Below are 12,145 nucleotides of genomic sequence, written 5' to 3' on the forward strand. Positions count from 1 at the left end.
CCAGCCTGAGAGTCTGCGTGCGCTCGAAGCCAAGGGCGAAATTTTCGTGCTGATCCGGCTACTGGAACAGCAGCAGCTCGAACATGCTGCGCTGCTCGACTCGGTAGAAGAACAGCGTGCGGGGATGTCGCCCACGGAAATTCTTTTGCAGCGTGGCATCGAGCTTCGTCTGTAATGTCCTTCAATGTGCCGACGGGTCAGTCCATCCAAGCGTGTACGCGAGCCTCGATCTTCTGGTCGCCGCCAGTCAGGTTGCCTGAATGGTCGCCGGAGCTTGCCTCGCGATGATCAACTTTTTCATTGACCCAATGATTCCCGAGAAAATCAACGCGAGCATCCACTCCAGGTTCCACTGAATCTTCCACTGTTTTGCGAGGTATCTTGAGGACAGGATAGGGAATGTATATACGCGACTCGTCGCGTATATACACTGGCCAAAACACTCGGTGGCCTACGGCCCCCTTCGCGCTTTTGTCCTTTCCCTTGAACTCAGGGCTTCGCCCCGAGACCCGTACTTCAACAAGACAGAAATGTCAGAACCGGGTAAGGCTCAAAAGACTGTGTCGGTCTGCCTCCGCATGACGGCGGAGGACAAGGCCGTAATTGAGGAAAAAGCGAGGAACCGGACGTTGACCGTGACGGAATACCTCACACGCGCAGGCCTCGCCGCTCGGCCGTCGGCGGGACAACGTCGATGCGATTAACCTGCTGCGCGAGTGCGCGGATGAACTGAAGGCGATCCACGCGACATTGATTTGATAGGTGTAGCGGCCGGCGATGGCGTGCCGTCCGCGGCCACGATGGACCAGACCATGCGGGCTGTCTGCTCGGCGATTAACCGCGTCTGGCAAAGCAAGGGCGAACGCATTAACGCCTAATCCTTATGCGCGGCAGATTCTCCTTGAAAGCGCGTTCAGGTTGGGCCGGTTTTCGGGCGTCCATCCACGCGAGCCAGCCACGCCGGTAAGCGCGTGCGTCGGCCAGCGCGTGGTGCTCACGGGCGTCTGTCCGGTAGTACGCGGCCACGGTGCGATCGTAAATTGTCGTGTCGATCAATGGCCGCAGGTCAAAGTAGCAATTGGCCAGATTCGCCGGCCACGGCGTACCCAACAGATCGAGCAGGAAACGCCAGTCGGTTTCCGAGTCGCACGCGACCTGAACGGCGCGCGGTGCATCCGAGAGCCACGCGCGCAGCCCGGTACCTGCTTCAGCTCGGGGCATGCGCGGGCCGGCGAGCAGCGGCAGCACTTCACGCTGCACGAACGGCGTACAGTCATCGGGCGTCCAAGTGTCGGCCAGCTCGGCATAGAATTCGCGCAGGCCATCTTCGGCCACCAGCGCGAGGCTGATGAGCCTCGGCCGTGACTGGCCAAGGCCCGTGTATTCGGTGTCGAGAAACAGCAGCATGGTTACTCACTGTCGATCACGATTGCCGTTTCATCGGGCGCGAACGGGGCTTCGGCCAATGGGTCGGCCCCTTCGTACGCGGCATCGGCCATCGTCTCAGCGACTGTGCGCCGAACGGGTTCCGGATGTACCGACACCACATCGACAAAGCCGCCGTGAAAGTGCGGCAGGACAACTCGCGCATCGGCTGGGAGTCGGCCAAGGGCTGCAATCAGTTCGGTTACTGTCATGGTTCTGTCCCGAGTGCTAAAAGGCAGGGGGCCGGCGAAAGGTGACGCGAAGCGGCCCGACTTATGCCGGCAAGGCTTCAGCGAGTATCCTAGCCCGGAACTTCACAGAAACATCTTCTGGCGTCAGCAGGTCAACCCGGACACCGGGCAGTTCCTGCCGCGCGTACTGGATTCCGGCCCAAATCAAACAGTGCGGCACCATGCAACGCATCGGCCAAGATATTGCGGTCGCTGCAAATGTACCTTCGCCGCGAATGCCTCTCAAGTGAAGCCGGTACGCGGGCCAAAAACGTCACCGATCGGGAACAGACGTTATGTTAAGCGCCCCAACGTCGGCGAGTTTATGGCGTCTTTTTAGACGGATCTGGCGTACCCGGCCATGCGCTGGGCACCGCCGACGTTGGGGCGCTTGGAAGGGCAGAAGGCACAGCAGGGCCTAACGGCACCGACGGCGCAACCAGATGTACAGGGGGAGGTAGCGTTACCTCAGTCCCTGGCGGCGTTCCAGCAGCTGCAGGTGACGGTAAAGGACCAAAGGGAGGCAGGCCTGACAGTGCAACCAAAGAGGGCAGAACGGCTCCGGGAGTCGCGAAAACGCCAACCCCCGCCGGAGTTTCCTCTTCAGGCTCCAGATCATCAGCACCAATTTGTATCAGCCTGCTAAGCAAGGCTGTGTAGTACTGGTCATGGGCACGGGTCTTATAGATCTCATCGATGACCTGAATTGGGTTCAACAGGAGCACATAAGCAAAATCTCCTGATGGCCCCACCTTCGAACGAATGAAGCCCAGCTCCTCAAGCCGCTTCATTCTCCCGTTCCACGTTGCCTCGGCCCGTGGTCCCCCAAACCCGGATTCAAACGCGAATTCCCGGGGGTTGCGGATCTCGAGAAACGCTTCATCGAAGACCCAACACCAGAGGGTCAGATACGTATCTGACAGCGGAAACCCCTTGTCTGAGAGCAGATTCAGGATTCTCGCAATCAACGGCATCGTTCGCGGCAGCGTCGTGAACCCCACTCGCCTGCTGCGCAACCAGAGCTTGGACTCGGGAACGTCAGGCCACATGCGATCACGCAGGTACTTGCGCTTCTCCCCGGCCTTTCTTGGAATCTTTTTTGGTGCAGTTTCAGCCATTTTTGCTTGCCTAAGTCGCTTCTTGGTGCAACATATTACGGATTATAGAATTTAACACACATCGCATATCTTACTATGAACGTCTGAAATGCAATGTATGTTGTAGTCTGTGTGTTAAAAATCAATAACTTACATGAACTCTTGTGCTCCATGTGCTCATTGTTCTGCGAGTTTCCAAGGTTATCCGTGCTCCCGTGGAGCGCGCGCATCCTGAAATTTTTTGCGCCGGCAGATGATCTAAATTTCAGTACTCAGGAATCTGAGTGGTTTTTGTGTAATATATGAGGGATAGATCATGAACGCAACCGACACGGGTCGCAGTGCAAAGAAGGTCCGCTTGAACGCTGACCTCGCTCCAGATGTCGCTCAGGCGCTTGAGGATCTTGCCCGCACGCAGGGTATTAGCCTTTCCGAGGCGGTCCGGCGTGCGATTAGTACTGAATCGTTTTTGCAGCGTAAGCGCAGCGATGGCAGCAAGGTTCTCCTTGAGGAGGACGGCAAGCTGAGGGAGCTGGTCTTTTTAAGATAGAGGTCTTATGGGTACGACAGACGACGAAAATAACAATCTTGCTGGGAATAATTCGGAGCCCGCGTCCGTCGTATCCACCCAGCCCAGCGGCGAGTCTCCTGCAGGAGCGGATACCACCAATGCGCAGACGTCCTCCCAAGGCAAAGATGATCTCGGCGAAAATGATCCGGAGCCCGCGCCGTCTGCCGTACCACCTCACCCCAGCGCCGAAGCTCCTGCGGGAGTAGACGCCGCTAATGGGGGCCCGTCGCCTCAGGCAGCTCCCGAGTACGCTAGAGTGCTTGACGCGAGCGATCCCACGCCGGCATCACTGATCGCATTTTCCTTCGACTCGAAGCGCCATCACGATGAGGCGCGAAGCACGATCGCGTACTGGCTGCTGGCACTGTTGACAGGGTTGTTAGTAGCGACAGCCTTAGGCTTCGGATCGTTACTGGCAAGGGAAAAACCTCCCACCTTTGACGACTTCAAATCACTGGTGGAATTGATTCTGACTCCTCTTCTTACGCTAGTTTCTGCCGCCACGGGTTTTTACTTTGGTTCGCAGAAACAGGAAAGCTAGAATCCCCGCCGGCTCATCATGACCAGACGACTACTGGGTCATGTGTATGAAGGCTGCCCATCTTCAGGCTCTGGCATGTCGAGAAGGGTTTCACCTGTGCCCGCGCGCTACTGACGGAGATAAAAATGGCTCAATACAAGTATCAGAAATTTTTGAAAGAAGGGCAGAGTGACGTATATGACAAACGATATGCACCAGGCAGTGAAGCCTACAACGCCGGGATCTACCGCTGTGTTGCCTGTGGGCATGAAATCGCCATCGCTAAAGGGCACACACTACCGCCCCAGAATCACCATCAACATGCACCAGGCCTTGGCCCGATTGAGTGGCAGCTGATTGTCTATGCTCAGGCCAAAAAATAGAACGAAGAAGTAGCAGACCGCGGGCGGATCCGCCCGCCTGTGTTAAGTATGCATAGGCCGGTGCATGAGTTGAGTTTTTATATATGATAATGTCCTTTATCACATATAAAGAGATAGACCATGCCCACTCGTTCACCTGAAGTCATCGAGCGCGGGATCGGACGCCTGCAGGAACGAATCGACGCGCTTACATCACTCGATGTCCAGGCTCTAAAGAACGAAATCATGCCTCCTGAACTGGCTGCACTGTCGGCGGCAATCGCGGACACGCTTGAGCGATGTTTCGGCAAGGAGACTACGGCGTATCGACGCTACAAGCCGGCGACCGCACTGAGGCCTTTAAAGTCCAAAAGCTACAGCAATGAGTTTTATTTCCGGCAAGAGGTCCGAGAAAATTGCGTGCGTTCCGTGGCGCTTTTGCAGGACGCACAGCGAGCGCTTCGCGAAGATATCGAGGACGCCAAGCATGTAGCACCGGAGCAGATTTTTCCTTCGACGACTCTTTCCCGCCGCGTATTCGTGGTTCACGGTCACGACGATGGCGCCCGGGAAGCGGTCGCACGTTTTCTAGAAAAGATCGGCTTCGAGGCGATCATCCTGCACGAACAGGCCAACCAGGGGCGCACGGTCATCGAAAAGATCGAGGCGCAAGGCAATGTGAGATTCGCCGTCGTCCTGTTGACGCCAGACGACGTAGGCCGCAGCGTCAAGGAAGACGAACTGAGGCCACGGGCGCGGCAGAACGTGCTGCTCGAGCTGGGCTACTTCATTGGCAAGCTTGGTCGGGACAAAGTCTGCGCGCTCAAACGCGGCGATGTCGACATTCCCAGTGATTTCGCCGGCGTCGTCTGGGAAAAGATGGACGACGGAAACGGCTGGAAACTGTCCTTGGCCAAAGAGCTCAAGGCAGCTGGCCACGATGTCGATCTGAACAAGGCGTTTTAGTCGTGGGCCAGCTCGTCGTGTTCGATGCTCTATCCGTACCAACGCTTGTCGTTGCTGCAGGCGAGCGTGCGGGTATCCGTTTTCTCGAATTTTTCGCATCGGCGATCCGCAATCCGCACACGCGGCGTGCGTATGGGCGGGCGGCGGGGGATTTTCTCGCCTGGTGCGCCGGCGCCGGCGTGCCGTCGATCGCCGCCCTGCAGCCGCTGCATGTGGCCGCGTGGATCGAGCTGCAGACGCAGACCCATTCGGCGCCGACCGTCAAGCAGCAGCTCGCGGCGATCCGCCACCTGTTCGACTGGCTCGTCACCGGCCAGATCGTCCCGCACAATCCGGCCGCGTCGGTGCGCGGGCCTGCGCATTCAGCCCGCACCGGCGCCACGCCGGTGCTCGAGACGACCGAGGCGCGGCAGCTGCTCGACAGCATCGATGTGACCACGCCGATCGGGCTGCGGGACCGGGCGCTGATTGCGCTGATGGTGTTTTCGTTCGCGCGGGTGGGCGCGGCGCTCGCGATGCGCGTCGACGACGTCTACGTGCAGAACCGGCGCCTGTGGGTGCGGCTGCACGAAAAGGGCGGCAAGGTGCACGCGATGCCGTGCCACCACACGCTCGAGGCGTATCTGCATGCGTATCTCGACGGCACCGGCATCGCCAGCGACCCGAAGGGGCCGCTGTTCCGCACGATCGGGCGCGGCACCGGGCAGCTAAGCGGTACGCCGCTGCCGCAGGCGAACGCCTATGCGATGGTGCGACGTCGCGCACTCGCGGCCGGCATTGGCACGGCCATCGGCAACCACACGTTCCGCGCGACTGGCATCACCGCCTACCTGAAGAATGGCGGCACGCTCGAGAACGCCGCGGCGATGGCGAACCATGCGTCGACGCGTACCACGCAGCTCTATGACCGGCGTCGCGATGACCTCACCCTGGACGAGGTGGAGCGGATCCATCTCTGACCATCCGTTTGCCGCTTCAGGCTACGCTTACATCCATCCCAGCTTGCGCATCGCGTCCTCGATCACCGGACGCCATTGATCCGGGCACGGCTTCACGCGTGGCTTGCCACGGCGGGATCTGCGCATTGGCAGTCCATTCTCTGCCTTCACGTCAGCAATCCAGCACGACTGCATGACTCGGTTATGGGTGCGTTTGACCAGCAGCTGCAGGTCCCGGTAGGTGCCCATAATGATCTCCAGATGGTTGACGCATGGTAGGCGAACACCGCACGGACTGATGAGCAGAAAATAGTTGCTCCCCGTGCCCCGCCACGGTTTATCAGGGAGCTTTTCGCAATGCGAAGGTCGGGAGTTCGATGCTCCTCCTCTCCACTGCGGAATTTTTCTGAAAAACTGGTCACCTAGGCCGGTTTTTTCATTTGCACGTTTCCTTTTTCTCCCCCTTAGCTGTGGTTCTTGCAGACGGGGCAAAAATAATTGCCAAAATGGGCATGGAGGCTTTGCGCCCGTGGTAGCAGGATCTTTTTGCCTTCCTTCTCAAAACAGGCGATGCAATATGGGCCTTTGTCGCCCAACTTATACCCACCGTCCATTGGCTCAGGCTGCTCAGACGTGCGCGCTTCCAGCTTAGTTGTCAGATCTGCGTTTTTAGTCAGTAGGTCAGCCATCTTCTCTTTGAGCGCGACCACCTCGAGCTTTGCATCTGCTAGTTCGCCTTGTAGATCGGCCAGCAGCATCTTGAAATCAGCGTCTTTCAGTTTGTCGTTCAGATCGCGGAGCTTTTTGACGATCTCGATCGATAGTTGAATCGAAGAAACAAGGTCAGTCATATCTCATCCTCTTAATCGTATGGTATATGCCCGACAAGGGCGTATTTTGTGACGCAGCGCAGCCGGCCGAAAAAGGATGGCCAGGTTGTAACCCTGCCCTCCTGTACCAAGCGGTCGTTTCCCGTTTCTTGGGGCAGGTCGTTTGTGGGGCGACTGGTGGAGGTCAGATCTTTCCTCTCTCTTGGCGTTCAACGTTGCTGCTGCGCCGGTCTATAACTTCCTATCCTTTTCCCTTTATTGAAGCGATTGAGGATCATTGAAGGTATTGAAAAGCATTGAAGGGTACGTCGTGGCTTCAAGGAAGAGTTATCCACAGGCGCCTACGTGTTCTCAAGCTGGCGATGTTTCGGGCTCGATGATGACCTTTGTTATCTTGCGCTCAGCGCCCCACGCTGCAGGTAGCAGATCGAGCTTGTTCGCCTGCCTGATCCGTTGAACCCGCTCGAACGCGGAGCGGTTATTGTCACCGATGCGGGCCCATGCATCCTTGACACCGACATTCTTTGGATTGGCGACCCGGAAGCGCAGCCGGTATATGCCGGCAATCATTGCGCCATACCCACGAGGTACGATGGCTGCGTAGGTACCGTCAAGATGTCCGCCCTCGGTTGCAATCGGAGAACCACAGTCCCCGGCCGTGCGCGCGGTAGCGCTGCCGATCCCCTCCTCGCCTGCCGGCTTGTATCCGTGCTGGCTGCGGCAATCGAGCTCGTAATAAGGTTCGGCTTCTTGCGGTATTGCGCTGTACTGTTCGCCGCCGGCGAAGTGCTGCTTTTTCGCATCCCGGTTGAGAACCATCACCATTTCGTAAATAAGTCCGCCCGACTGCAGCGCCTCAAGCGCACGCCAGCATGGACCGCCTGCTTCCTTGTGCTTATCCCACCAATCGGCGCTTACCCTTTCACCCCAAGCGCGCCCAAAGATGCTGTTCTGGCCACCGCTGGCTACAGTTCCCGCACGTTTTGACCGAATCAGTCGTGCGTCACCACGAAGGTGCACATCATCGGCAACGGGTTCATAGCGCTCCCACGGCCCCTCATGAGGATCAATTCCACCCCATGCATCCATGGCGTTAGCTTGGTACAGCAACAAGAGCAGTCGCGCGGCAATGTCGCCAGCATTCTTCAGCTCCTTGAGCGGCAAAAACCCATTGATGCCGCTAACTAGGCTTGCACCGAACCATACGCGTTCTTCGAGCGGTTCGTCGAAGTCGGGCAATACGTAGCGGATCTTGGCGCGATCAACCGGGCCGTCAGGAAAAATCTCGCCCGTGTCGTTGGACCACGCATCCCTCGACCATACGATTGGTCCGCAATCGATGACAGGCGCCGACTTCTTCCCGGTCTGCAATCCCTGGCGACGCACGCGCATGGTTTGAAGTCGTGCGATCGCTCGCTTGATGGTGGTTTTGTTGCCGCCTGTGGCGGTGTTAACCGCTTTCACAGAGGCAGACGAAAGGCGGCCAGTAATGTCGGTATACCGGGCAAGCGTCAGATACGCGCAGATCTCGTACGCACTGGCCTTGTTTTCGATTAATGCGGCAAGCGCCGCTTTGGGGATACAAAAGGAACTCGGGCCGCGCGGCTCACCGGCGCTTTCAGGATCATGTTCTTGCATTCTCAGTCCCAAAAAGAAAAGAGGGGTGTCTGGACGACGCCCCTCTCACTGCCTCAGCGGTGCCCGTGGGGCGTTCGCTTGACTGGTACCCACGTACTGTTCGGCTTGGACGTGGGTGGCAACGGCCGATGTTCCGGTACTGTTGTGTAGTTATCCCGTAGACCGCCCCGGGGTCCCTGCTCTCGAAAAATACCGCCTTGGTTGCCAGTGTTCTGGCCCGGTTTCATGCCCATATAAACCTCCATAGGTTTGGGCGAGCTGCGACTTTGCGGGAAGTGCAACAGATCATCCCGTCCGGAGCGCGGTCGATTTCCGGGCCATCAAAAAACCACAATATATGGTGTTTTTTATGATTGCTAATACCAATTGTAGTACAAATTTATGGTGATATGTGTTTTTATACAGTGATCTCGACGCCACTTGATTTGGGGTCGCAAAGCGCCTCGACCTTAACGAGCGCGAAGAGCACTCTATGATGAATTGAATATATCTAGCTGCTAGATAGCTGTTATCTAGCAGCCTCATACACTTCAAGTGCCCGCTCCATCACTTCCACCAGCAACAGTCCCTCACGCTCGGCAATAGCCCGTATGCGCTCGTCAAACTCCGGGGTCACGCGCGTGGCGAACTGCACGGTGCGGTTTGACCGACGCAGCGATCGACCGTCTATCCGCATGTGGCCGCTAGGATGTGTGGCGGGCGCATGTTCCGGTGCCCGCAGGTTCGGACTCGCCTCTTCAGGCGGGGGAGGGGCTGGCAGTGTGCGCCGCTTGAGTTTGGACATATCGGCCATGAACTACTCCGTTACGCGGTCTATCAGGGATTGAATCAGGGCATCGGCACGAGTGTTTAGCGCCGTGTAGCGCGTCTCTGTGACCGCGTGACCGCCGTTCTGTGCCTTCCGGTATGCCGGGCGTTCAACAAGGCAGCCAGCCAGCACGGAATAGCCCGCCTCAACTAGGTACGCTCGCGCATCCGCTTCCTCTGCGTCGGTACCGATCCGGTTTAGAGCAAACGTCAGACGTTCGCGTGGGATGCCTGCCTTGATAAGCGCGTGGAACTCACGCACCGCGGGTCGCAGGTCATCCAGAGAAGCGCCAGTAGGCTGCACGACGAGATTAGCCGCCCGCGCAATGTCTAGGGTCGCTTGGCTGGTTCTCGCTGGCCCGTCGAGAATCAGAATATCGAAGTGTTCTGCCACAGCCAGTGCCTGAGCTGCGGTCCTGAACGATTCCACGGACACGACCGGCTCAATGCCGGCATCCATTCGCGTGCGGTGCCAGTCGACGGACGTTCCCTGCTGCGTGTCCAGATCCGCCACTTTCGTTTTCAAGCCACCCGCTGCCGCTTCTCGAGCCAGGGCCCGCGAGAGAGTACTTTTTCCAACGCCGCCCTTCTGGCTAACGAATGCAATAACCGACGCCATACGATTCCCCGATGGTTAAGGTAGTGGCATGATAGACAATAACTAGCAGCTAGATAGAAGCTATCTAGTATTAAAGCCCTGTCGGTTTTCGCGCATGGTTGGCGACGGCTGTAGCAACATAGGCTGGATAAGCAGTGCCCGTGGGACGCCGTACGGAAGAGGCAGAGAGCATGTCTTTGGATAAGAACCGGGCCGCTGTGCCAATAGACATGTGGATAGAACCGGGCCGCTGTGCCATAGACCGGGCCGCTGTGCCATTTAACCGGGCCGCTGTGCCAATAGAACCGGACCGCTGTGCCAATAGCACTCATCAAAGCCACGCCCAACAAGGATCCGCTCATATCTAAAACGAAGTAAAACGGGAAAACGTATTTAAAACGAGCGCGTCTGCAGTCGAAACAAGCTGAGAACCTCAATAAGTGCGGGCTCCGCCCGTCACTAACGACTACAAAAACAGCCAATCCAGTCAAACAAACGCGCTTCGCGCGGGGTCAACAACGTCTGTCAGTGCGTGAGCGCGGACATGAATCGCAATGCTATCGCTGAAAAGAAACAGTATCCTGGAAAAGATAGCCATGGAACGTTAGAGGCTACTTGTTCCATTGCGTCAATTGGAACACAATCGTAAAGCGTGCCAATAACCGGGAACCTGTTCCAATGAAGAAGACGCTGACCGCGAAGCCAAACAGCCAAACGTCCCTATCTAATCGTCAGGTAACAATGGCGAATGCCGTAACACGGGCCGCGCACGGGCTGAGCTTGCCTGAGAAGCGATTCATCGCCGCAGCACTGGCGAAGACCGATAGCACCGACGCGCGCGGACTTATGGATGAGCGAATGCAAACTGTGAAACTGTCCGCGATGGAATACGCAGAGACATTTGCAGTAACGTTGGATACGGCGTATGAGCAATTGCAGTCCGGGGCCGAAGCACTCCAACAGCCAAAGGTCGTCACTGAAACGCAGACGAGACGTGGAACCGTGCGTGAGGTTCGAAGCTGGGTCATTACCGGAAAATATGCAAAAGGCGAAGGTTCGGTAGAGGTTCGCTGGCATCCTGACTTGGTGCCATTCCTTTTCGGTTTGCGGAAGGAATTCACTACCTACAAGCTGAAGCACGCAGCCGCGTTCCGTTCAATCTATTCATGGCGTATTTTCGAGTGCCTGAAGTCATGGCAGGGCGCGGGCCGGTGGACGCCGACAATCACCGAGTTCCAAGACGCAATGGACGCAAGCCCAACCTACAGAGCAAACTTCAAAGCACTCCGCGAGCGCGTCATTGAGCCTGCAGTGAAGGAATTGCGCGAAAAAAACGGGTTAATTGTAGAGTGGGAGCCTGTGAAGTCCGGCCGCAAGGTCACTGGTCTGCGCTTCGAGTTCGCGCCCGATCCGCAAGGCACGCTGTTATTTTGAGCCATCGAGTTTCCCGCAAGACTGGACCGTCATCAGCGTAAAGGCTTACGCCCAGCGTCATCTGGTCAAGGCTATTTATAGGAGCGGCGCACGTTCCCGAAAATGAGTTTTAGCTATCTAGCTGCTAGATAGCTATTATGCACTCTGGCTACCCGAGCCGTACGTGTCGGCCACTGGCCCGTATGGCGTTCCGCTAGGTGCTGCATCCCTGTTATCGTCTGCTTCTCGCGGAGGGAACACGATACTGCTTGACGCTATTTTTGTAACGTGTAACGTTACACATATATAGACGGGAACCGAATGAACGTCATTTCTGATTGTGATTGCCGTCACCCGGGCGAACAGGTGCGACCCAAGATGGAAGCGCTAAAGCTGTCGGTGACAGCGACGGCCCAAGCGCTGGGCGTCACCCGCAAATGTCTGTCCGAGCTGCTGAACGGACGGTTTGGGGTGAGTCCCGAAATGGCACTGCGGTTGGCGGCAGGATTTCCGGACACAACGCCGGAGTTCTGGCTGGCTTTGCAGATGCAATGGGATCTACAGGCGGCCCGCAACAAGCTGGGCACGCTGGGCATCAAACCCCTCACGGAGAACAGTCGTCATGCTTGAAGGCAATTCGCCACCGCTGGCCATTGCGTCACGCGTCCTTGCGCCGGAAACGCTGTCCGCGCTGCGTCGCCATCCTTATCATCTGGCCGCGTGGCGCATCGCCGATCGCTGGGCCTTTGA

16 protein-coding genes are annotated in these 12,145 nt (G+C 57.4%); 8 read left to right on the forward strand and 8 right to left on the reverse strand.

Features of this window, described 5'->3' with window-relative positions; translation table 11 throughout:
* The first annotated feature begins 530 nt into the window (after positions 1–530).
* The gene (locus tag L0U82_RS40065; protein ID WP_442793730.1) at positions 531–704 is read left to right on the forward strand and encodes a plasmid mobilization protein; all 174 of its coding nucleotides are present in this window, start codon (positions 531–533) and stop codon (positions 702–704) included.
* Positions 705–867: 163 nt separating this feature from the next.
* Here the strand turns inward: L0U82_RS40065 and L0U82_RS39580 are convergent, their stop codons facing one another.
* From L0U82_RS39580 to L0U82_RS39590, 3 genes are all read right to left on the reverse strand, one after another.
* Complete coding sequence (locus L0U82_RS39580; protein ID WP_233839463.1) at positions 868–1,407, reverse strand: 3'-5' exoribonuclease; 540 nt, start codon at positions 1,405–1,407, stop codon at positions 868–870.
* Between the two features lie 2 nt (positions 1,408–1,409).
* Positions 1,410–1,637 carry a hypothetical protein gene (locus L0U82_RS39585; protein WP_233839464.1) on the reverse strand — a complete coding sequence of 76 codons (228 nt, stop codon included), beginning with the start codon at positions 1,635–1,637 and terminating at the stop codon, positions 1,410–1,412.
* A 341-nt stretch (positions 1,638–1,978) separates the two neighbouring features.
* Positions 1,979–2,773, reverse strand: a complete 795-nt coding sequence (locus tag L0U82_RS39590; RefSeq protein ID WP_233839466.1) for a hypothetical protein — start codon at positions 2,771–2,773, stop codon at positions 1,979–1,981.
* A 295-nt stretch (positions 2,774–3,068) separates the two neighbouring features.
* Between L0U82_RS39590 and L0U82_RS39595 the strand changes: the two genes are divergently transcribed.
* The 5 genes from L0U82_RS39595 (at position 3,069) to L0U82_RS39615 (ending at position 6,130) form a co-directional block, all read left to right on the forward strand.
* A complete protein-coding gene (locus L0U82_RS39595) occupies positions 3,069–3,302 on the forward strand; it encodes a ribbon-helix-helix protein, CopG family (protein ID WP_233839467.1) in 234 nt (77 codons plus the stop codon).
* 7 nt (positions 3,303–3,309) lie between these two features.
* Positions 3,310–3,864 (forward strand): hypothetical protein, encoded by a 555-nt coding sequence (locus L0U82_RS39600; RefSeq protein ID WP_233839469.1) that lies wholly within the window; start codon positions 3,310–3,312, stop codon positions 3,862–3,864.
* A 125-nt stretch (positions 3,865–3,989) separates the two neighbouring features.
* Positions 3,990–4,226, forward strand: a complete 237-nt coding sequence (locus L0U82_RS39605) for a hypothetical protein (protein ID WP_233839470.1) — start codon at positions 3,990–3,992, stop codon at positions 4,224–4,226.
* Positions 4,227–4,346: 120 nt separating this feature from the next.
* On the forward strand, positions 4,347–5,171 hold the full coding sequence (locus L0U82_RS39610; protein WP_233839472.1) for a TIR domain-containing protein: 825 nt from the start codon (positions 4,347–4,349) through the stop codon (positions 5,169–5,171).
* Positions 5,172–5,173: 2 nt separating this feature from the next.
* The gene (locus L0U82_RS39615) at positions 5,174–6,130 is read left to right on the forward strand and encodes a tyrosine-type recombinase/integrase (RefSeq protein ID WP_233839478.1); all 957 of its coding nucleotides are present in this window, start codon (positions 5,174–5,176) and stop codon (positions 6,128–6,130) included.
* Positions 6,131–6,157: 27 nt separating this feature from the next.
* On the opposite strand, the gene L0U82_RS39620 is transcribed toward L0U82_RS39615, so the two are convergent.
* The 5 genes from L0U82_RS39620 to L0U82_RS39640 all read right to left on the reverse strand — a co-directional run bounded on the left by L0U82_RS39620 (position 6,158) and on the right by L0U82_RS39640 (position 10,003).
* Positions 6,158–6,358: a hypothetical protein gene (locus tag L0U82_RS39620; protein WP_233839479.1), complete on the reverse strand. Its 201-nt coding sequence runs from the start codon at positions 6,356–6,358 to the stop codon at positions 6,158–6,160.
* Between the two features lie 215 nt (positions 6,359–6,573).
* Positions 6,574–6,960: a hypothetical protein gene (locus L0U82_RS39625; RefSeq protein ID WP_233839480.1), complete on the reverse strand. Its 387-nt coding sequence runs from the start codon at positions 6,958–6,960 to the stop codon at positions 6,574–6,576.
* 330 nt (positions 6,961–7,290) lie between these two features.
* On the reverse strand, positions 7,291–8,577 hold the full coding sequence (locus L0U82_RS39630; protein ID WP_233839481.1) for a hypothetical protein: 1,287 nt from the start codon (positions 8,575–8,577) through the stop codon (positions 7,291–7,293).
* 508 nt (positions 8,578–9,085) lie between these two features.
* Positions 9,086–9,370 (reverse strand): hypothetical protein, encoded by a 285-nt coding sequence (locus L0U82_RS39635; RefSeq protein WP_233839482.1) that lies wholly within the window; start codon positions 9,368–9,370, stop codon positions 9,086–9,088.
* 3 nt (positions 9,371–9,373) lie between these two features.
* Positions 9,374–10,003, reverse strand: a complete 630-nt coding sequence (locus L0U82_RS39640) for a ParA family protein (RefSeq protein ID WP_233839483.1) — start codon at positions 10,001–10,003, stop codon at positions 9,374–9,376.
* 657 nt (positions 10,004–10,660) lie between these two features.
* On the opposite strand from L0U82_RS39640, the gene L0U82_RS39645 reads away from it, so the two are divergent.
* Together L0U82_RS39645 and L0U82_RS39650 are read left to right on the forward strand one after the other, a co-directional pair.
* On the forward strand, positions 10,661–11,416 hold the full coding sequence (locus L0U82_RS39645) for a replication initiation protein (protein WP_233839485.1): 756 nt from the start codon (positions 10,661–10,663) through the stop codon (positions 11,414–11,416).
* A gap of 300 nt (positions 11,417–11,716) precedes the next feature.
* Positions 11,717–12,025 (forward strand): HigA family addiction module antitoxin, encoded by a 309-nt coding sequence (locus L0U82_RS39650; protein ID WP_233839486.1) that lies wholly within the window; start codon positions 11,717–11,719, stop codon positions 12,023–12,025.
* The last annotated feature ends 120 nt before the right edge of the window (positions 12,026–12,145 follow it).

Origin of the sequence: Paraburkholderia sp. ZP32-5 (assembly GCF_021390495.1) — a bacterium.
Taxonomy (GTDB): Bacteria; Pseudomonadota; Gammaproteobacteria; order Burkholderiales; family Burkholderiaceae; genus Paraburkholderia.